This window comes from Bacillus sp. ms-22, assembly GCF_009759805.1.
Classification (GTDB): Bacteria; Bacillota; Bacilli; order Bacillales; family Bacillaceae; genus Bacillus; species Bacillus xiamenensis.
Genome location: NZ_CP046653.1, coordinates 2,436,065 through 2,456,542 on the forward strand (window position 1 = coordinate 2,436,065; position 20,478 = coordinate 2,456,542).

Genomic DNA, 20,478 nt, shown 5'->3' on the forward strand with positions numbered 1-20,478 from the left:
CTCTACCCCCAGCTTACAGACATGTTGATTGCCGTTCCGACATATTGAAAGATTAAAGATAGTGCATAAAAAACGCCCACAATGATCCAAGATATTTTTGGCGAAATACGGCCGACTTTGATAAATAAAAAGCCTGTTAAAACGAGATTCCAAATGACAAACAGATCAATATTGGCTAACACGGCATGCCATGGACCTGATAGGTGAATGAGTGCGTTTAATGACGTGACAGTTATGTCCTTTGGAACATGGAAAAAGATGACTGCCAAATGAGAAATCATCGTTCCTATGATCGTAATAGGTGTGATGTACAGCACACCTGAAAACATCTGCCGAAACGACGCATCTCCTTTTGCTAAAAAAACGATAAACTTATAGATTGCAGCGTTGATGACAATCCCCAGAATAAGACCAATAAGTGTCGTCACATACACAATAGGTAGCGGCAGGCTTAAATCCGCCCACAATCCAGCATTTACGAGTTCAGATAAATAAGTGACAATGACTGTCAATACAAGTACGCAGCATAATGGCCACCACACGACTGGATTTTCCCACACTCTTTTTAAATGCTCTGCTGGCCTTGTGCTCACGCCTATGATCGTAGGCTTGTTTAATGTTTCTTTCATCTGATGACATCCTCTCCATATGAAGTAAGTATGTAAACATTCATTTATTCCCTTGCTAATTCTATTTTAGCAAAAGATTGCCAATAAGTGATGGATCAATTGATTTTCTTTATTTCCATTGAGATAGGATGGTATCTATTATTCTATTTTCATGAACGACATCCTCCAAAGGACACCTTGATCAGACCATATTCATATCAAAAAATCATGCTTTTACTTACCTAAAAACCTTTTATCAAGTAAATAACATGCCTTTCGGAATAAATATCCTTTTCCTTTGCATTGGGATGGTCCCAGGTAGACACAGCAATTTTTTGTTAAAATACTCCTAGTAATCCCGATGAGTCCCGGCTTTATAGGGCTATGTTTAGCGCCTTTTATAGAACGAGTGAGTCTTTAGTATCAATACTTTCATATTAAAAAAATAAAAATAAAAGGATATTACTTGATCGAATGTTATTTTTTCATATAATGTAAAATAGAGGTAGGTTAAATGATAGTGGAAATGGAGTCAAGTGAATGTTAAGAGAAAAATTGAAAATGCAATTGATTTTACTGTATGAAAAGGAACAAGAAGCATGGCAATACTTTCGAAAGGAGAGAGAAAAGATTTATCACGAACTCAAATTGCTAGATATGAAAGAGAGCAGACCTTCTAACGACAAAATATACTACGCGGCAAGATGTGTAGATATTATTAAAGAGAAAAAGGGAAGCATCGTAAGCACAAAAGAATTAAAAGAACAGCTTCAAGCCCGAACAGATTTTAATGTGAGACGAATCAGTGAATTGTATGATCTCATTCAGCAGCTCGATCCTCACATTTCAAAAGCACGACGGGGATGTTTTATTTACGAAGATCATACCCAAGTACCTCTTCAAGCTTTTCACACATAAAAAATTGGTTACAGCCGCTGGCCATAACCAAATCCTCTAATATCTATTATCCACCACTTACAGGAGGAATGAGTGCAACAGTGTCCCCGCTACGCACCTCAGCATTTTCCCTCGTATATATTTCGTTGACTGCAACCATTACGTTCTGTGCAGTATCAACACCATATACCTCCTGTAATTCTATTTTAATCTCATCAACCGTTGTTTGATCTTTTTGAATGATGATTTGTTGTTTACCGGCCTTCTCAGCAAGGCCGGCGAACAATAATACGCTAATCATGCCGATTACCTTCTTTCTCGTTAAGTTGAAGATCACTAGGTTTTCCTTCAGGATAAGAAACGGTTTCAAGCTGATCACCTATCCAGGCCTCTCCATCTTCCCAGTATTCTTTTTTCCAAATTGGAACGATTTCCTTGATTCGTTCAATAGCGTATTCATTGGCTTCGTACGCAGCTTTTCTATGAGGAGATGACACAGCTATTGCGACTGCAATGTCAGATATGTCAAGTGTTCCAATTCGATGAACAATGGCCGCTTCAGTATCAGGCCAGCGCTTCTTGATTTCTTGTCCAATTTGCCTCAACATGCTTTCGGCCATTGGTATGTATGCTTCATAGGTTAAACGCAGCGTTTTTTTACCATTTGTCCACTCGCGTACCGTCCCGATAAACGTCGTAATTGCGCCCGCTTTTCGTCTTGTCACATGCTGAATCAATTCATTCACATCAATCGGCTTTTTTGTTATGTTAAAAAGCTCATCATTCATGCGAGTCTGCCTCCCTTCAATAAGTGAAAAGCAAATGTCATCCCGCACTGGTCAAATGCTGAAAACACAGGAAACGGGTAATTCTCGGTTAATTGTATCTCTTGATCAACATAAATGGCTGCTTGTATATGAGAAAGTGTTGAAAGGTCGATGAGCTCCTGTTCGTTCTTTACACAAACGATTTTACGGTAAGGCGCTTGTTTGTATCCTTCTATCAGGACAGCATCTAACGGGAGATGTTTACACATGTTGAGCAGCTGCTCTAACGTAATGTGCTTCATTGAAAAGTGAAATTCACCTTCTCCCTCCACACCTGCGGCAAACGCTCCCGCTCGAACATATCGATCCGTATCTTTTTCTTTGAACTGACGGTCTGGTTTCCCGCCATGTCCGTGATGTTTGAAACAGCCCAGCTTCAATCCCTCTTGATCAGCCAGCTGACATATCTTTTCGATCAGCGTGGTTTTGCCGCTGTTTTGATAGCCGACCACTTGTAATATGTTTAATTTGGTGTCCAGCATGGGGCACCGCCTTCGTGCTGAAACAGCAAAACTTTGACCTGATCACCCGCCCTAAAACCTCTTGTTCCTCCAGGCAGAACGATGAAACAGTCAGCATCCGCAATAGAGGTCACCGCGCTTGATTTATCAAGACCTGTTGGCGTTACACTCAACTGACTGCCAGTGAATTGATGTGCTGCCCTGACAAATCGGGTGAAGGGATTGGCTTTTGGGAAATCATGTGTCAGCGTTGCCTCAGCAAAAACAGGATATGGATTCACTTTCAAGCACCATTGATTGATCATAGGTTTCACAAATAGTTCAAAGCCAACAAAACAAGCAGCAGGATTTCCTGACAGCCCATACAGCAATTGACCATTTGGCAGCGCAGCAACAGTTGTCACACTTCCTGGTCTCATGGCCACTTTATTAAACAACACCTTTGCCCCTAGCTTTTCATAAATAGCAGGTAAAAAGTCAAAATCACCCACTGATACACCGCCTGTTGTGATCAGCATGTCTACTTTGCTTAAGGCTGATTTTACTGCTTGATAGCTTAGCTCGAAATCATCGGATACACCGCCTAAATCAAGCGGCTCTCCTCCAGCTTCAACCACCTGAGCGTAGACCATACTAAGATTACTGTTTCGAATTTTTCCATCCACCATTGTATCACTTACTTGCAGAAGCTCTGTGCCTGTTGAGATGATGCCAATCACTGGTTTTTTGACGACTGGCACAACCGCATACCCGAACGTCGCCAAAATGGCCGTGACGCCTGGGGTTACTTTTGTCCCTTTTTCAACCATCACTTTCCCTTTGAGCGTCTCTTCTCCTTGACGAGAAATATTGTCCCCCTTTTGCAGAGGTCTTTTAAGTGACATAAATGATTTCCCATCTTTTTCAAAGGTCTTCGTCAGTTCAATCATGATGACGACATTCGCTCCATTTGGAATCTTTGCTCCTGTCATGATGCGAATAGCTTGAAAAGGACCGATCGTTTTTTCCGAAACAATCCCTGCCCCAATATGATCAATCACCTCAAATTCAACAGGGTGCTCTTTTGATGCTTCTTTCGTATCTTCTGCCCGAAGTGCAAAGCCATCATACGGAGAACGGTCAAAAGCAGGAACATCATGGTCTGCTAAAATATCCTCTGCAATCATTCTTCCAAGGCTGTCCTTTAAAGGAACCCATTCAACTTGTCCATGCTTTTGAAATTGGCAGACTTTCTGTATGGCCTCTTCTACTGGAATTGGCTGTCGTCTTTCCATCACATCTCACTCCTATATGCCTAGCAGTCTTGCTAGTAATGAATTCGCTGCTTTTTCATCATTTGTCCCATGAATTAATACACGTCCTCCTTTAAAAAAGACAAGACGATACGTTTCATAGCGTATATGGATTAAAAAATCGTTCACTTCCACCTCACAAATAGGTGACAGACGCTCTTTCACATGCTGAAACGAAAGATTCTCTAAATCCTTTGATATGATTTGGACTGTGTCACGCCCGCACAGAACCGCCGTTTTTTTACGCTGTTCATCCAAATATGGATAGGTTCTGTTTGTACCGCAAGATGGACAATCCTCCTGCTTCGTTCGAGATAAATCCATTTTAAACGAAGATAACTGCCATAAATCAAATGTGACAAACTTCTTCTCCATTTGCTCTTCATGCCCTGTTAAATATTTCAGCGCCTCCGTTTGCTGATAAGCCGAAACCATTTGAACAGCGGGGGAAATAATTCCTGCAGTATCACACGTTAATCCCCCGGCAGGCATTGCTGTAAATACACATGATAAGCAAGGGGTTCTATCCGGTAGAATGGTCATATACATCCCTTGACTGCTCACGCAGGCACCGTAAATCCAAGGGGTATTCGTTTCTAATGATAAATCATTCATCACCATTCTTGTCTCAAAATTATCTGTCGCATCAATGACGATATCTGCTCTCTGAAATAACGGCCTTAACAGTTCCACCCCTGCATCCTCAATAAGGGCGTGTATGATCACTTCATGATTGATTTCTTGCAGACGTTTTTTGGCCGCAGCCGCTTTAGGCACATGCGCCTTTGCATCATGTTCTGTGTACAGCTGCTGCCGCTGTAAATTTGAGAATTCTACATAATCACGGTCTACAATCGTCAAAGTGCCAATTCCAGACCGGACAAGTCCTTCAGCAGAAGCAGTTCCAAGTGCACCGGCGCCAACGATCAGGACATGACTTTCACAAAGCGCCTGCTGGCCTTTTTCCCCTACCGGAGGGAACAAAATTTGTCTTGAATATCGCTCGTTCAATATTGTTCTCTCCTCATCGTTTTTATGTATCATATCATACCGTTTTCAGTTAAATCGCTTCTTTTATTGATATTATGAAATTCATTTGCTTCCGCTTTCAGTTCGTCCTCTGTAACAACGCAGACGCTAAGCTTTTTAAGTAAATCTTTGATGGCTAATTGATTCTCTTTGATACATGTCTGAATAAACGGCAGACAGCGGCGGTGATAAAGCGCAAATAAAGGCTGTAACCTTCCCTGTACAAGCGGGACAACGGCATCTACATGCTCATTGCAATAGGACGATAATGCCTCCGCTGTCTCTTTTCGTATAAAAGGCATATCACATGCCGTCACCAAATACCACTCCGCTTCTTGTTTTTGCATAGCGGTATATATTCCTGCAAGCGGCCCATTTCCACGGACCTGTTCATCATCTAACCAGACAGCTTGTTCACCTCTTTCTTTGAAAAAAGGCAGAAGATTTGGGTGACTGATGACGATGATTTGCTCATTTAAAAGCTGCTTTTTAACATGCTCATACAGTGGTTTCCCCTGATACAAATAACTTGCCTTTGGCTCTCCAAAACGTCTGGAAGCTCCTCCAGCTAGTATCACATTCACTACGCTCATCATCTCACCCCTTTGATATGGTTGTTCTAATCGCACTCATTTTGCATACTTTATTGGTAACATGAATAAGGAGGGTCTACCTATGAACCGGCGCCATGCTTCTCCCCTTTTCCATGATCTATCTCAAGAGAATTTATATTTAAAAGCTGAAACTGCCAAATATCAACAAATGATTTCTGATTTACAGTCCACGTATACGTATTCTAAAAATAAAAAGTTAACTCAAGAATATCATGAGATGAAAAAGGATTTCACTCAATTAAAACAACAATTGGATGAAATGACCATTGATCAAAACGATGCAGCCTCTAAAATACAAGATCTCTCCTGTAGCAAATCCGAATTATTACATAAAATTGTCCTTCTCCATGAAATGCTGCAAAAGGAAACCTACCATCGAAGAAAGGAAACAGAAGAAAAGCACCGATTGCATTTGAAGGTTGTAAAATATAAGGAAATGTCTCAGCAATTAAACAACCGGTTACTAGATCAAGATAAACGTCTTGCAAAAGAGGAGAAAAAAGGAAATACTTTATCGGCTGTGATTGAAAAGCTGCAGCAAACTCTTGGCGATAAAAAAGCAGAGCTCCATTTATTACAAGAAGGCGTCAGACATCTTCAGCAGCGTTTTTATGAAACACAAGAAAAATTGCTGCACATCGAAAAAGCAAAAGAAGCGATTTTTTATGAAACGCTCACAAGCTATCAAAAACAGCTAGCAGAAAGCGAAGAATGGATCGCCTCCCACTTTGCTGATATTGACCAGTCTGCTCAAACAAATCCGCAGCCATTTTCACAAGATCACACGCTGCAAACAACGGAAGAAATCGAACCTATTTTGAAGAAACTAAACGAACAAGTAGAATCGCTCCAGGCACAAGTGGATGCAGTGCAGCGTAATGGCGAGGTCATGACAGTGAAGATTGACAGATTTAAAAAGCAGCGTGACAACATGCCTAAGGAGCGAAAGTATGTCTATACAGTTGATCAAAAAAAGTGATCCGTTCTTGATATAAGAAAGAAAAAACTGCTGGCGTTTACGCTCAGCAGTTTCTTTTTTATTTATTCGTCTTCTGTTTGAATGTCGCCTTCTAAAATATACTGTCCGCGATAAGGCTTCTTCACTTCAGGGTACATTTTAATTAAGCTTTGCATAAACGTTGTCATATTTGGAATTTCAAGACCGCTCTCTTTTTCAATCTCTTTTTGAAGCTCGGAGCTTTTAATCGCCGCATTATGTCGCTTTAACGTTTTGATCGCAGCTTCACGAAGCTTAGCTGCCTTTGAACCAGGTCGAGCTGTGCCTCTTCTTCGTCTTGTAGATCCTTCAGGAATACCTACAGGTGCACCATTTAGCTGACCTGTTCCTAAAGATGATGTAACAGTTGATTGCGATTGCGAAGGCTGCTGGTAGCTTCTCATTTCTTGTGCAGCAAGCTCAGCTAATACAGGTAATGAATCCGGTTTTCTCTCTGTACGCACTTCTTTTTTTGTATCTGTTACTAGACCTGTCCCTTGACGGTCTAATTCTCTTAATTTTGCATAAATCGCATCTCGTTCAATTTGATATTCACGGATGACCTTTACTTCTGCTTCGTTTAATTGTTCCAATCGTAAACGTAACGCTTCCCTCTCATTAAACAATGGACTTCCCCCTCATCATATAAAAAATATTCTATAGTAAATATTAGATTAGAAAACTAATTTTATCAACTATTTTTTTATCGTTTTACAGTTTGCTATCAGATAGGTATTTTCAACTAAAATTTTGCCAAAGAAGAAAAATCGGCACCCATTTCATTGCCACTGTAGGCTTTTGACAAACACTAAAAAATTGTAAAAAATTTGAATAAACACTTAAACTACTTGATTTATATAGTTATTTATCAAACTGAAATTTCTTTTGTGCAAAAACGTTCTGAATCGTAAAAAGTTAAAATTTTTACATCTTCATTTCAAAACAAAAATGTAAATAGGTCAATATGCCTTTTTTATTAAGGGAATATTTTTTAATGGCGTCCCTCATTTTCTCTTTTCCTAGGAAGAACAGATACAATCACATTCGTCCAGTGTCATATGTCTCCTGTTTTTTTCCATGAAAAAACCCCCAATCATGGGGGAAAGCCTATTCTGCAGCCTTTTCAGACTCAGAAAGAACTCGGTTGACACGTTTTTCAAGCATTTTCATACCGCTTCCGCCAGCTTGGAAGTGACGTAAAGCACCTGTTTTATCAAATACATAATAAGCTGGTACATATTCGTTTTCAAATGCTTCTGTTAGTTTATGTTCACTGTCCACAAATATAGGCTGTGTGATTTCATGCTCCTGTGCGACCTCTTTGATTTTATCTAGATCTAGATCATCCTCTGAACGCGGCATATGAACTGCGACAACGTTTAGTTGATCCTTGTATTGATCACGAAATTGATTCACTTGCGGCATCGCCTCTTTACAAAGATGACAGCTAACTGACCAGAAGTGGATCAATGTTGGTTTATCACCAATCAATTCTTCTCTTGTTACTTCTCCATTTAACCATTCTTTTGCACCAGTTAGTTCTGGCATCGGTTGACGTAATTTCATTTTGAAGCGCCTCCATCCATTGTATGTGTCGAAACAAAAAGGTCTAACATCAGTTAGACCCCAGCGTGTAGACAAACCCTCGCATTCTTTGTCAGTCCTGCGTGCAGGTGCTCACGAATGTCAAATTCGCTCCGCTCCGGTACTCGTCCTTCCTAGACTGCAAAGGTTTTCAGGTCACGCTGAAAAGAAGACAAAGGGCTAAAATTAAGATCATTTTAGCCCTTTGTCAACAATCTGAGGTCTAACATCAGTTAGACCCTTCTGTTTCTTCAGCTATCAATTAAAGTGTTTTTTGACCAGGTTTCCAGTTCGCTGGGCAAAGTCCACCAGTTTGTAATGCTTGAAGAACACGTAATGTCTCATCTACATCACGACCGATATTGTTGTGGAATACTGTTTGGTATTGAAGTTCGCCTTCTGGGTTAATAATGAATAGACCGCGAAGTGCGATTCCTTCTTCTTCAATTAAAACGCCGTATTCTCTAGATACTGTGTGGTTTGTGTCAGCAGCTAGCGGGTATTTTAATTGACCAAGACCATTGTCTTTACGATCTGTGTTGATCCAAGCTAAATGCGTATGAATTGTATCAGTAGATACACCAATGATTTCTGCATCTAAGTCTTCGAACTCATCATAACGATCGCTCATTGCTGTAATTTCAGTTGGGCAAACAAATGTGAAATCCATTGGATAGAAGAAAAGAACTGTCCATTTGTCATTCTTCATGTTTTCCTCTAAACTAACTTTACCAAATTCCTTGTTAGCAAGTACTGCTTCCATTTCAAAACGTGGAGCTTGTTTTCCTACAAAACGCTCTGCCATATGTAAATCCCTCCATAAAATAATATCTTTATACAGACTTCTTAGCTGTATATAAAATGAGAATCAAAAGGTTGAATTCTCATTTAGTTAATAACTTCACAAACATAATTATAATACTTAAGCGATTTTTAGTCAATATTAATTAATAATAAATTTAATTAACGCCCTGTCACAATCTATCGCTGCAACTAATAAAAGTTTAACATGACTTGCATAAGGGAACAAATGATTAGCTTCTCTTTTAGCGCATACATAGAAAGGTTTTGAAAATCATGAAAGCATTTGAACAAGTAGATTGGATTTCCATCATCCTCAATAGCAGTATGATTTTGTTAAAATTAATCGCTATTTTTGTGATTTATTTTGTCGTAAGAGCCGTAGGAAACAAGATGATTAAGCGCGCCTACGAAAAATTCTCTAACAAGCATGACGTCTCTTTATCAAGAGCTCAGACACTGCAAAGTCTTACGTTAAATATCTTCGCCTACTTATTGATTTTTATTCTAGTTGTCATGATCCTTGACCTATTTCATTATAATCCAACCGCTTTACTAGCTGGCGCAGGTGTCATTGGACTTGCGATTGGATTTGGCGCACAGGGATTAGTCAGTGATATTGTGACTGGATTTTTTATTCTGTTAGAAAAACAATTTGATGTCGGCGAGTATATTACGGTTGCAGGCTTTGATGGGATCGTAGAACAAATCGGACTTAGAACAACGCAGCTAAGAAGCTTTGATGGTACTCTTCATTTCATTCCAAATCGAAGTATACTCAATGTAAGCAATCATTCAAGGGGAACGATGCAGGCACTCGTTGATATCGAATTATCTCTAGATGAGAATGTGGATCAGATGATCACAACCTTGCAAGCAGCCTGTGATGAAGTGCGGGAAGAAACACCTCAAATCATCGAAGGACCTCAAGTTGTTGGAGTGGAAGCATTCGGTTCCTCTTCTCTCGTGCTGCGTATCATTGCGAAAACTGAAACAATGGAGCAATGGCGGGTAGAACGAATCTTGCGCAAAAAAATGAAAGAAGTACTCGATCTAGAAAAAGAGCAAAAAGAACCAGGATCATAATCTCCCGGTTCTTTTTGTGTTTTATTGAACACGCTGTTTTACTTCTTGACAAATTTCATCAGCTGTCATACCTGACGCTGTAATGACAGATGCCTTTGTCGTTGTGTCTGAAATGCCAAGAACATTTGAATCTAGTCCAGTGACCACATAGCAGTCACACTGATCCATTTGCTGTTCATTTTGAATACGTACGACATCATACCCTTTTTGTTTCAAAAGTTCTTCCACATCGGATAAAGATGGTTCTACACCAATTCTTGTCATAATCAAGAACACCTCCTGTTCATAAGGTGTACAGGAGGTGGCTCGATTATTCATTCACCCGCTTGCTTTTTGAAATAGGCCGTCATGACATTCACAGCCGTTTCAATAGCCTTTTCATCAGGTGTCAGCTTTGCATGATGCAGCCCATACGGTGAATCTACCCCTAACCAAAACATGAATCCAGGGTATTTTTTCAGCATGTAGCCAAAATCTTCTCCTGTCATGGCTTCTCTGCATTCAATCACATTCGCAAGTCCTTCTTCGGCGACATATGACATAAATTCTTCTGTCATATCCTTTGAATTGTCCACTTCGTAATAGGATGAAGGGTAACGGACTGTTGCTTTGCATTCGTAGCCTATCTCAATTCCTTTTGCTAGTGCTTCAATTCGTTTTCTCACCTTTTCCATCGACTCTGGTGAGAGCGTGCGAATGGTTCCATCCAGTTTCGCGTGTTGTGCAATGATGTTTTGAGCGGTTCCTCCTGAAATTGTGCCGATTGTAATCACTGCACTATCTAGAGGATCCACATTACGTGAAATGACAGATTGCAGCTGGCCTACAAGTGCACTTGCTGCCACAACCATATCGTTCGCTAAATGAGGATAAGCGGCATGTCCGCCTTTTCCTTCTAAATCAATCACTAGTTCACTCGTATTGGCAAATAGTAGACCCGGTTTTGTTGCAATCGTTCCGACTGGATATTCAGGTGCAATATGCAGCGCTGTAATAAAGTCTGGCGTCCATTTTTTCAAGACATCACTTGCAAGCATCGGTTCAGCTCCGCCAGGTCCTTCTTCTGCCGGTTGAAAAAGAAAGAGTATATCTTCTTTGATTGGGTGATGAACAAAATAATCAATGATACCAAGGGCAATGGTCATATGAAAATCATGTCCACACGCATGCATTTTCCCCTCATGTACAGATTGAAATGAATAGCCAGTTTCCTCTGGAATAGACAGGCCGTCCATATCTGCGCGATAAGCAAATACGCGCGCTGGGTTTGTCCCCTTCACTTTCACAAAGAGTCCAGTCCGCCATGTTTCCATGTCAATTCGATCTTTTGGATACGATTTGAGATGCTCAATGAGATAAGCTTGTGTTTTGAACTCTTGGAAACCAAGCTCAGGAATTTGGTGCAAATCTCTTCGAATGGATATTAATTGCTCAAGATTTAACAAGTGCACTCGCTTCCTTTCCTCTATACGAATAAGACGTGGATACATCATCCACGTCTATGTCTTCAGCTGCGAATGGTAAAAATTAAAGCTGACGCAGTTCTTGTTTGATTTCAGTCTTACCTTTTGTTTTTTCATCAATGTCTTTGATTTTCTTTGCAGGTGTTCCTGCTACAACTGTGTAAGGCTCCACATCATTTACAACGATCGCACCAGCTGCTACAACCGCACCTTTTCCAATTGTCACACCTTCTAAAACAACAGCGTTCGCACCGATGACAACGTCATCTTCTACGACAACTGGTTTAGCAGAAGGTGGCTCAATGACACCTGCAAGAACAGATCCAGCACCGATATGACAGTTCTTACCTACTGTCGCACGACCGCCAAGAACCACGTTCATATCAATCATCGTACCTTCTCCGATGACTGAACCGATGTTAATAGATGCACCCATCATGATGACGGCATTATCACCGATCTCAACTTGATCACGAATGATGGCACCTGGTTCAATACGTGCTTTAATATTTTTTAAATCTAACATAGGAATCGCAGAGTTGCGGCGGTCATTTTCCACAACAACATCTTCAATTTTGTCTTTGTTTGATTCTAGAGCTACTTGAATTTCGCTCCACTCACCGAAGACAACACCTGTGCTACCTGTGATGAATGTTTTTGCATGTTCACCAAATTCAATACCTTCTAAGTCCCCTTTGATATAGACTTTAACAGGTGTTGATTTTGTACTATTTTGAATAAATGAAATAATTTCATTCGCATCCATTTGTTTCATGTATGTATGTCCTCCTCTTAATTTATACTTCATTACTGTATCAAAGGAGAGTTTTAATGACAAGTGAAAGAATCGTCTCCATATTGGCAAATAAAACAAGCGGGCTCCATTATCCCGCTTCTTGCTGGTGAAGAAGAACAAATTGTTTGCCAAAAGAAATCAGTTCCTCTTCTTCCTCTCCTTCTGGATTCAGCTCAATTTTTACGGATGGGAGGACAATTTCACCGCCTAACTCCTTTACCTTTTCTTCAATTAAGTCAACAGCTCCGCAGAAATGTTCATATGATGTATCTCCAGAACCGAATACTGCGAATGCTTTACCCGTCAAATCCAGCTCATCCATTTCTTCATATAAATCAATAAAATCATCTGGAAGATCACCATCTCCCCATGTATATGCACCTAACATAATGTACGAGTAATCCTGAAGAAGTTCAGCATCAATATCCATCGCTTCATGCCGGTCCACGCTAGCTCCTGCTTCCGTTAATCCCTTTTCAATTAAATCAGCCATTGCTTCTGTATTTCCTGACATCGTGGCATACACCAATAAAACCTTTTCCGTCACTTTTTCTTCCTCCTTATTAATGAATCAGCGCAGGCTCCTCATAAGGCCTGACAAACTTACTTTCATATAATCCTGCACAGAAAAAATTTTCTTTTTGATTGGCGACACGAAAACCGTGTCCTTTGATCGTGTCAAACCATTTGAGCTCTTTTTGCTCTATATCGAGCTGATACACTTTAGAATATCCGTGTTCGTCCTGTGAGGTAGTCACATAAATGATGCCATTATCCTCTGACACATCCAAAAATGATTCCTCTCTAGCAAAGGCTTGTGATTGAATATCATGAAGAACATTTGTATGTAAGTCTAAAATTTGAACAGATCCTTTTTTGCCTTTTTTAGAGCCTAATGCACAGACAAGAAGATGCTTCTGACAAAACAGCATAGACGCTGTCATTCGGTGCTCTTCTCTGTTTAGCAGAAAAACCTGTTCACTCTGCAAGTCATACACCCATATGCCTCCGTGCACCTCATGAATCTGCGTTCCAATATAAAGGTGATCACCTGCTATACATAACGAACGAATCACTGGAGGCTGATTCACATGAGCAAATGGCTTCATAATTTCCCAGGAAATCCCGAAATCAGTTGACACATAAATGCTGTGCTTTCCGTGTGCAAACACAAAACCATCTTTGCGCCCTGTAATAGACCAAACGACTGCATTTGTTGGAAATGATGATATCGCCCATGTATTGCCCTCATCTCCTGATCGGATGACTGTTCCATTTTCACCAACACCAAACAAATAAGGACCAATATAGCTAATGGCGTGGATTTTATGCTTGAGCTTAAACAGTTGCTGCCAGCCGCTCTCAACACTGTAGTGAAAAATACCTTCTCGTTTGACCGCTACAAAGTATCCGCCACTTTTAGATGCAGCAACGGCCGTTGCACCTTTATGAAACATGATGTTCAGCTCTTTTCTCAGACAAAGCTGCCCACGTTAAGAAACTCGTTGCAAACTCCTCGCAGCACGCCACATCCTCATCTGTATCTGGCGCAAGTTCCATTTTCAATGTTTCAGGAAATACGGATGCACCTGTTGATTTCAGCATGTCATGGAATGTATGGACAGCCTCGCAAAACTTCGGATAACTGTAATCACCTGATCCAAATACCGCCGCTTTGATGCCACTAAGTTCAAGAGTTGAGACCTCTTCATAAAAATCCTCAGCTTCATAAGGCAAATCACCATCACCCCATGTGTAAGAGCCGATCAATACATAATCGTATGAAGAAAGATCTTCTGCGCTCGTATCGTCAAATTCCATCATCTCTGTTTCTATCCCTTTTCCTTCAAGCGTTTGTTTTAAGATCGCTGCTATATCTTCCGTATTGCCAGACATACTCGCAAATGCAATTAGTGCTTTCATCTATTGGTCACCTCATCTAAATGATAATCATTTTCAATTATTATATGTACACTTTAAATGATAATGATTTTCATTGTCAAATGTTTTTATGAAAAGACATTGTTTCACATCACAATAATCCACAAAAAAACCGCTCATTCCAATTGGAAGGCGGTTCTCAAATGATCAAGATTTCATTGCTTTATGATTCACTCGTTTTATGTGTCTGAATAAAATATGGACCACAAGCGGTTTCGTGCGTCATCACAAATGTCCAGTGTTCCTCCCAATCCATGACATACATATCGCTGTAATCCATATCATCCTTTTTATACGGTACATCATTCATTGAGAGTGCACTAGCGTTTTCAAAAAGATATGCTTCGTCCACAAATTGATAAAAAATGGTACATTTATGCTTTGTTTGATGAAGAAATGCGTTGATCGCTTCATCTTTTTCAAGGCACTCAACCTTTTCCCAGCTGCATAGGTGCCATAGAAAACCATCCATCCCAATCTCTTTTTGTTCTTCTAATGAAAGATGGCTTGCAAAACGTTCACGCCATCTCCCTCGTAAATATTTTCCCCACTTCGGTATGTCGATCTTCTTGCTTTGTTTATTTCTCATCATGTGATCTGCTTTCTTTTCGTAGAATGATAACCAGCCAAATCTATTCAACATTCAATTCAGGCCAGTACGTTTGATTATCGACGTCTTTCAGAAGGTACTTACACAGCCTCGCTTTCAAGCATTTCTTTTACTACACCAACAAATGCTTGGACCTGCTTTAACTGAAAAGATGCTTCATATCCTAAAAGCCATGTGTCACGTCCGATTTGTTCTCCATTTACGTCAACGAGCGGTGTTTTATGAACACTTTTTTCATGGTCATACAAGGTGACAGAAGGCAAAATGGCGTAGCCGATGCCATGATAAGCCATTTGTTTACATGTCTCAATTTGGTCCACAAGAATCGTCTGCTTTGGCGAGACTTTAAACTTTTGATGCCACCAGTGCTGGATTTCTTGATAATAGGTGCTGTCGCTTTTAAATTGAATAAACGGCCGTTCTGTCTCGATTAACTCATCGACGTCCTTGATCACAGAATCGACTAAATATAAATGATCTGTCATCAAATATTCCTTTGTACCTTTCCAATCAGGGTTTCCGCGAATAATCCCAATGTGCACATGGTCTTCATACAAGCTTTTGAGCATTTCACTGCTCCAGCCGGTCACAAGGGACACTTTGGCATTTGGATATTTTTCGACATACCGCTTTAATACCTTTGGCAGCCAGTGCTGACCAATAATGGATGCAACGGCAAGCTTGAGCGTACCGTGAATCTCCCCTTCAAGCTCATCAATTCTCTCCCTCACTCGATCCTGCTCCGTCGTGACTTCTTTAGCAAATTGAATAATCTGTTCACCTGCTGAAGTCACAGTGAGTCCTTTTTGTGAACGAAAAAAGATTTTGGTTCCCCATTCCTTTTCGATCGTTTGCAGCCTTTGAGATAATGCAGGCTGTGAGACAAAGAGCCGCTCTGATGCCTTTCTCATATTTAATTCTTCACTTAGGACAACAAGCATATGTAACTCTTGAAGCTGCATGAGCACCCTCCTTCTCTTGATAAGTTTTTCTTATTCGATATGGTCATTATATAAATAATAGCTTATGAAGGCAAAAAAAATAAGCTGGGCTGCAGCTCATTTTTTTGCGGAATGAATGACCTCATTTAAGCGCTTTAATACAACACGTCGAGTAAAAATCCCTTCAAACACTTGCTCCTCATTCTCTACACAAACAAATCCATTATTCGTCACAGAGTGAACGCCTTTCAGCACTGGATCAGTCGTTTTCAGTCTTGGAATATCTGTTAGCATGACCTCTTCTACCTTCAATTGGTCGAGTTTTTCGAATTCAATTCGTTCTAAACCAAAGATTTTATCCATGATCATATTTGTTCCAATTAACCCATGAAGATGATAAGAAGCATCTAATACTGGTATGGCTGTATATCCTGTTTTTGTCAGGACCAATAGGGCATGCTCAAGATTATTTCCCATTTGAACATGTGCCACTTTATCTGCATCAATCATATGTTCGGCTACTGTTGACTCAAGCAATTGAGTCGGTTCTATCTCTATCATGTTTCTTCGACCCCTTTTCTCTCGATCATCAATCATCCATTCCCTTTTCATATTAAGCATAAACTAAAACGAAATTTGTCGAAAGATTTTTTTCTGCATAAAAAAGATACTCAGCGTAGAGTATCTAATAGAATGTTTAACGGATATTAATTCTCAAACCTTACTCTGTCATACAATGTGATCAATTGCTTATACGTATTGTCGTCCACATTTTTTGTTCCACATTCTATATCATTGATCTCACTGCTTAGTAATTCGACAGCATATTCCTGATTCAGTAATACGTTTAATAATAGCTTTTTCTCTTCTTCATTAAAACGATTTTCGATGACGCTCATTCAACATCAGGCCCCCTGTTTCATATATGCTTTTATATTGATTAGCAGGCGTTTGAATGTCTGCTTCCTCTCTATACAGCTAGAATAAGGAACTAGAATCGAATCGTCAACCGCATGTTTCGACAAGGTTTGGAGAAAAATGACGGAATTTATTTTGTGTATCGATTGGCGTAGCAAAATGCTGCATATGAGTCGGGTTTTATTTTTGCTTCAATTCCCATAGCTGTGATCATTCCGGTCATTTCCTGAATCAGCTCTTTCGTACTTCCTTTTTTGCCAATATCTAGATGAGCTTCAAAACGAAGGTCTGCCCCTTCCTCAGCAAACGGAAGAAGCAAATCCATCAGTTCTGTTAAAGGTCCCTCCAGGATGTCTGCGCATACCTTTTGGCTAAACGCTGTTTCTAATGAAATTTTTTCTCTAAGACTTTGCACAGGTCTGTTCATCACGTGTTGTGTGAGACAGCCCCACGCTCCTTTGCCAATCCGGTGAAGATGAATTGCAGTCATAAATGTTGTGACATTCTGATGAACCTGAGAGTCCGTACCAATTGATAACACATAGACAGATCTCGGATCTTTTCGAATAAAGTCTTTCATTCTCATGACGACATCAGAAAACGCTAAATGATCTTCAGATAGATGAAAGAAAAAAGAATCGCTCACAGAAAGGAACTCCTTTTTAATGGTCTCTTATCCGAACAATGCGCTGAATGATCATCTTCCATTTGTCCATCACCTATGAAGTGTATGCTTCCGAAATAAACGAAGGAATCCTCAGAAAAAACATTTCATACGATTCAGCTTAGGATTGTAAAAGCTCAAAAATCTCAATCGAAATCATATCAATGTTGTCAAATGGGAAAGTGTTTGGCTTATCCCCTTGTTGAAAAACAGTCAATTCAAACGTTTGATTCTTTTCGAAATACTTAACACTACAGATTTTCTCACCGTTCACTTCAAAATAACGCTGTGCCGGCTCGTTTGCAGCTTCTGCTGTCTCTTGAAGACTTTGCAGCCTTGTAATAATACCCATTAATTGTGACATTCTAAAAAAAGACTCCTTTCAAAAAAACAACTCAAGATGAACCCGTATTGATTATACACAAGTCCTACAAAGCATCATACCATAAAGTGTTCTCAGATGATATTTTTCCTCTTGAATTCAAAAAAAGAAAAAGAATCTGTTTTTTTATTTTGAGTCTTTTTTTCTCATCTCATTCATCCTGTTTTTTATATACCTGCCGATCTCATCAGCCGTTTGGCGATTTCGTCAAAATCCTCTTTTGAAATACCCGGCGCAAACTCTTCCGGCAAATCTCTATAATCTGGTACAGGTGCCCCTTTTGGGGTGCCCTCAATGACTGTCAGCGGCTTTCCATCAATTGGGTGGCTGCCTTTCCAAATCAGATTGATATCCTTGTAATCCGTATCACTAAATGTATACAGTTTTGTATGAACATTTTGCTCTTCAAACTTTCTGGCAGAATCAAAGTATTTATTGTCGAGGTTTGGAATCGGCAGCATTTTCCCTACATCTACTCCTGTGGCTACCTCAAGAGCTTTTGCATACGCCACCACATGCACGCCTCCCCTTACAAGTAAATAACCGATCATCTCTCTTGCTGTAGGGTGATCCGTCATTTCATATACACGCATTTTATGTGTACGAGCTCCGCACTCAAGGAAGAAATTATGAAGAAGATCAAGAATCAGGTTACCACTTGAAAACACATTCTCTCCTGTCCATGGTTTTGCCATTGAATCAAACGGATAGCCTGTTTGTGCGGTTTGGATAAAATGCTGTGTATTTCGTTTATCAACAGCTGCTTTCATCGGTGTTGTATCTGGATCTCCCCCATGAGTGGTTCCTGTAATCATGAGATTGACAGCGGTTGTCACAAGCTCTACATGACCAAATTCTTCAGCTGTAATACTTGATACGAGGTCATAAAACGGTTTGAGTTTTCGTTTTCCCCTAAAGTTAAAGGACTGAAACATGTAATTATTTAATGTGGACATTTCACCAAATTTCCCGCCCAGTAATTCTTGCACAGCAGCTGCACCATTTGCATCTGGGTGATCTGGCATTGGCAAATCAATCAGCAGCCGCTTGTCGCGTTTGATCATGGCTTTTCCCTCCTACCGTCTAACTATCATCACTTAAGATGTATGGATGAATTGGGATGTCCTATGCATGAAGGGAAAGATTAAAACGCAAAAAAAACTTGGCGGGGGTAGCGCCAAGTTTTTTGGATCTTGATCTGATAGAGGGGTTGGGGAACAGAGAGTAGCTTCTCTCTATAACTAAATGATAATGATTATCAGTTTCATTGTCAACCATTTTTTATTTCTTTTTTCTATTTTAAAAAACAGCCATGAAGGCTGCTTTTAAATTAATCCATCTTGCTCATATAGATAAGCATACGGGAGGTCTATAAACAAATATACGTCTTCTTCTAACGGATAGGAAAACGTACGGATTCGCTCTCCAGTTTCTAAATCACTGTAAATATCGCTGAAAAATCCTTTTCCACTAATTCTCATTTGAAGAATATTCGCTAGGAAATAAGGACGCCAGCTCCAGTTTTTCTCTATATACTCCGGCTGAAACAACCATTCTTTATCTTTCTTAAATACATTCCCAGTGATTTGAAATCCTTCCTCATTACACATATAAATTCGAAAGCTGCAATCTGTTAGTTCGAGTGCCAGTTTTTGAATGAGTTCATCATTTGTACTGCATGATTTTTTTAATGTACTGACAGCTTGATGAATTCGCTTATAAAATGTTTCAGAATGCTCATAGACAGCTTGAAGTTTCTTTTTCTCATGGGCAATAAATTGTTGAAACTCTTCTCTAAGCTGATCTTTTCGTTTGTTACGGTCAATTAGTTCTGCCGCAGGCTCATGAAGATAGAAGCCTTGAAAATATCGCCCGCCGTTTCTCCATGCATACTGCAGCTGAAAATTTGCCTCAATGTCCTCATAAATTAAAGCCGCTCCTATTTTTCTCGCAAGCAGTGAAATGCTGTATAAGACATATTCATAGGAAGGGGAAGGAGAGGAAGCCTTTAAGGCCTGTAAATCAATTTTTAATAGATCGGGTGAAAGCAGGGCAATCCTGTCAAGGTTACTGCTTTCTTTTCCTATATTAGATACGGCGATTTTGATTCCATATGTACGATAATACGTTAACGTATGGTAAAGCTGCTCAATGTCGCCGCTAAACGTATGTTCAGTAATTTCAATGACAAACCGGTTGAGCTGAATGCCTCTTGCTTCATATTCCTTTAAAAGTTCTAAAAAACTTTCGCCATGGTCAAGCATGAGGACATTGGCATCATGATTAATAAAAATGAGCAAATCTTCATCCGCCGCTGTGAAGAGATCAAGCGCTTGACTCAGTACTTTTTGATCTACTTCAAGTTTATATTCGTCAGGAATAGATGAATCCGTAAAGAAGGAGCCTAGACTAACCGTTCCCGACTCAAGCTTCATTCTTCCTAGAATCTCATAGCCTATCACTTTTTGTTCTTCCGCACTGAAGATCGCTTGATAGTGCGGGAAAACATCTTCAATATTCGTTAAAATATCCAATGGATCGACCATTTTCATCACCTGCTTCTCTCT

The 20,478-nt window shown here is 39.9% G+C and carries 27 protein-coding genes; 3 read left to right on the forward strand and 24 right to left on the reverse strand.

The features are described from left to right. Positions 1-2 precede the first annotated feature (2 nt). Positions 3-629 carry a YknW family membrane protein gene (locus tag GPA07_RS12650; RefSeq protein WP_008356952.1) on the reverse strand — a complete coding sequence of 209 codons (627 nt, stop codon included), beginning with the start codon at positions 627-629 and terminating at the stop codon, positions 3-5. A gap of 519 nt (positions 630-1,148) precedes the next feature. On the opposite strand from GPA07_RS12650, the gene GPA07_RS12655 reads away from it, so the two are divergent. Beyond that, positions 1,149-1,526, forward strand: a complete 378-nt coding sequence (locus GPA07_RS12655; RefSeq protein ID WP_071167681.1) for a Rok-like winged helix domain-containing protein — start codon at positions 1,149-1,151, stop codon at positions 1,524-1,526. Between the two features lie 46 nt (positions 1,527-1,572). Here the strand turns inward: GPA07_RS12655 and moaD are convergent, their stop codons facing one another. From moaD to GPA07_RS12685, 6 genes are read right to left on the reverse strand one after another with little or no spacing between them, the layout of a single operon-like run. Further along, positions 1,573-1,806, reverse strand: coding sequence for a molybdopterin converting factor subunit 1 (gene moaD, locus GPA07_RS12660; RefSeq protein WP_008356948.1), 234 nt, complete (start codon positions 1,804-1,806; stop codon positions 1,573-1,575). After that, positions 1,799-2,293 (reverse strand): molybdenum cofactor biosynthesis protein MoaE, encoded by a 495-nt coding sequence (locus GPA07_RS12665; RefSeq protein WP_008356946.1) that lies wholly within the window; start codon positions 2,291-2,293, stop codon positions 1,799-1,801. Before GPA07_RS12665 ends, moaD begins: the two co-directional genes overlap by 8 nt. Continuing rightward, positions 2,290-2,814 (reverse strand): molybdopterin-guanine dinucleotide biosynthesis protein B, encoded by a 525-nt coding sequence (gene mobB, locus GPA07_RS12670; RefSeq protein ID WP_157292624.1) that lies wholly within the window; start codon positions 2,812-2,814, stop codon positions 2,290-2,292. Before mobB ends, GPA07_RS12665 begins: the two co-directional genes overlap by 4 nt. Next, complete coding sequence (locus GPA07_RS12675) at positions 2,796-4,070, reverse strand: molybdopterin molybdotransferase MoeA (RefSeq protein WP_197227317.1); 1,275 nt, start codon at positions 4,068-4,070, stop codon at positions 2,796-2,798. The genes mobB and GPA07_RS12675 overlap by 19 nt, the downstream gene beginning before the upstream one ends. A gap of 9 nt (positions 4,071-4,079) precedes the next feature. Next, positions 4,080-5,096: a thiazole biosynthesis adenylyltransferase ThiF gene (locus tag GPA07_RS12680; protein ID WP_008356941.1), complete on the reverse strand. Its 1,017-nt coding sequence runs from the start codon at positions 5,094-5,096 to the stop codon at positions 4,080-4,082. A 29-nt stretch (positions 5,097-5,125) separates the two neighbouring features. Then, on the reverse strand, positions 5,126-5,707 hold the full coding sequence (locus GPA07_RS12685; RefSeq protein WP_071167684.1) for a molybdenum cofactor guanylyltransferase: 582 nt from the start codon (positions 5,705-5,707) through the stop codon (positions 5,126-5,128). 82 nt (positions 5,708-5,789) lie between these two features. On the opposite strand from GPA07_RS12685, the gene GPA07_RS12690 reads away from it, so the two are divergent. Beyond that, positions 5,790-6,707 (forward strand): sigmaE regulated sporulation protein, encoded by a 918-nt coding sequence (locus GPA07_RS12690; protein ID WP_071167685.1) that lies wholly within the window; start codon positions 5,790-5,792, stop codon positions 6,705-6,707. A gap of 62 nt (positions 6,708-6,769) precedes the next feature. Here the strand turns inward: GPA07_RS12690 and rok are convergent, their stop codons facing one another. The 3 genes from rok to ahpA all read right to left on the reverse strand — a co-directional run bounded on the left by rok (position 6,770) and on the right by ahpA (position 9,114). Continuing rightward, positions 6,770-7,351 (reverse strand): transcriptional regulator Rok, encoded by a 582-nt coding sequence (gene rok, locus GPA07_RS12695; protein ID WP_008356936.1) that lies wholly within the window; start codon positions 7,349-7,351, stop codon positions 6,770-6,772. 481 nt (positions 7,352-7,832) lie between these two features. Further along, positions 7,833-8,291 carry a TlpA disulfide reductase family protein gene (locus GPA07_RS12700; protein ID WP_008356933.1) on the reverse strand — a complete coding sequence of 153 codons (459 nt, stop codon included), beginning with the start codon at positions 8,289-8,291 and terminating at the stop codon, positions 7,833-7,835. 280 nt (positions 8,292-8,571) lie between these two features. Next, complete coding sequence (gene ahpA / locus GPA07_RS12705) at positions 8,572-9,114, reverse strand: biofilm-specific peroxidase AhpA (protein WP_008356930.1); 543 nt, start codon at positions 9,112-9,114, stop codon at positions 8,572-8,574. A gap of 272 nt (positions 9,115-9,386) precedes the next feature. On the opposite strand from ahpA, the gene GPA07_RS12710 reads away from it, so the two are divergent. Continuing rightward, positions 9,387-10,196, forward strand: coding sequence for a mechanosensitive ion channel family protein (locus GPA07_RS12710; RefSeq protein WP_157292628.1), 810 nt, complete (start codon positions 9,387-9,389; stop codon positions 10,194-10,196). Between the two features lie 21 nt (positions 10,197-10,217). On the opposite strand, the gene GPA07_RS12715 is transcribed toward GPA07_RS12710, so the two are convergent. The 14 genes from GPA07_RS12715 to GPA07_RS12780 form a co-directional block, all read right to left on the reverse strand. After that, on the reverse strand, positions 10,218-10,460 hold the full coding sequence (locus GPA07_RS12715) for a YkuS family protein (RefSeq protein WP_008356926.1): 243 nt from the start codon (positions 10,458-10,460) through the stop codon (positions 10,218-10,220). 50 nt (positions 10,461-10,510) lie between these two features. After that, entirely contained in the window at positions 10,511-11,686 is a 1,176-nt protein-coding gene (locus GPA07_RS12720) for an N-acetyldiaminopimelate deacetylase (protein ID WP_071169170.1), read from the reverse strand. 37 nt (positions 11,687-11,723) lie between these two features. Next, entirely contained in the window at positions 11,724-12,434 is a 711-nt protein-coding gene (dapD, locus tag GPA07_RS12725; RefSeq protein ID WP_008356921.1) for a 2,3,4,5-tetrahydropyridine-2,6-dicarboxylate N-acetyltransferase, read from the reverse strand. A 109-nt stretch (positions 12,435-12,543) separates the two neighbouring features. After that, positions 12,544-12,969 (reverse strand): flavodoxin, encoded by a 426-nt coding sequence (locus GPA07_RS12730; protein WP_034738594.1) that lies wholly within the window; start codon positions 12,967-12,969, stop codon positions 12,544-12,546. A 49-nt stretch (positions 12,970-13,018) separates the two neighbouring features. Next, a complete protein-coding gene (locus GPA07_RS12735) occupies positions 13,019-13,912 on the reverse strand; it encodes a WD40/YVTN/BNR-like repeat-containing protein (RefSeq protein ID WP_008356916.1) in 894 nt (297 codons plus the stop codon). Next, entirely contained in the window at positions 13,902-14,378 is a 477-nt protein-coding gene (locus GPA07_RS12740; RefSeq protein WP_008356912.1) for a flavodoxin, read from the reverse strand. Before GPA07_RS12740 ends, GPA07_RS12735 begins: the two co-directional genes overlap by 11 nt. A 181-nt stretch (positions 14,379-14,559) precedes the next feature. Further along, positions 14,560-14,985 carry a DUF4275 family protein gene (locus tag GPA07_RS12745; protein ID WP_157292630.1) on the reverse strand — a complete coding sequence of 142 codons (426 nt, stop codon included), beginning with the start codon at positions 14,983-14,985 and terminating at the stop codon, positions 14,560-14,562. A gap of 101 nt (positions 14,986-15,086) precedes the next feature. Continuing rightward, positions 15,087-15,968 (reverse strand): transcriptional regulator CcpC, encoded by an 882-nt coding sequence (locus GPA07_RS12750; RefSeq protein WP_008356909.1) that lies wholly within the window; start codon positions 15,966-15,968, stop codon positions 15,087-15,089. A gap of 96 nt (positions 15,969-16,064) precedes the next feature. Then, positions 16,065-16,508, reverse strand: a complete 444-nt coding sequence (cbpB, locus tag GPA07_RS12755) for a cyclic-di-AMP-binding protein CbpB (RefSeq protein WP_157292631.1) — start codon at positions 16,506-16,508, stop codon at positions 16,065-16,067. Positions 16,509-16,654: 146 nt separating this feature from the next. Then, the gene (gene abbA / locus GPA07_RS12760; protein WP_003210802.1) at positions 16,655-16,846 is read right to left on the reverse strand and encodes an antirepressor AbbA; all 192 of its coding nucleotides are present in this window, start codon (positions 16,844-16,846) and stop codon (positions 16,655-16,657) included. A gap of 149 nt (positions 16,847-16,995) precedes the next feature. Beyond that, complete coding sequence (locus tag GPA07_RS12765) at positions 16,996-17,511, reverse strand: ribonuclease H-like YkuK family protein (protein WP_008356903.1); 516 nt, start codon at positions 17,509-17,511, stop codon at positions 16,996-16,998. 139 nt (positions 17,512-17,650) lie between these two features. After that, entirely contained in the window at positions 17,651-17,893 is a 243-nt protein-coding gene (locus tag GPA07_RS12770) for a YkuJ family protein (protein ID WP_003212254.1), read from the reverse strand. Positions 17,894-18,078: 185 nt separating this feature from the next. Continuing rightward, complete coding sequence (locus GPA07_RS12775; protein WP_071167690.1) at positions 18,079-18,975, reverse strand: manganese catalase family protein; 897 nt, start codon at positions 18,973-18,975, stop codon at positions 18,079-18,081. 261 nt (positions 18,976-19,236) lie between these two features. Continuing rightward, positions 19,237-20,457, reverse strand: a complete 1,221-nt coding sequence (locus tag GPA07_RS12780; RefSeq protein WP_071169172.1) for an EAL domain-containing protein — start codon at positions 20,455-20,457, stop codon at positions 19,237-19,239. Between the last annotated feature and the right edge of the window lie 21 nt (positions 20,458-20,478).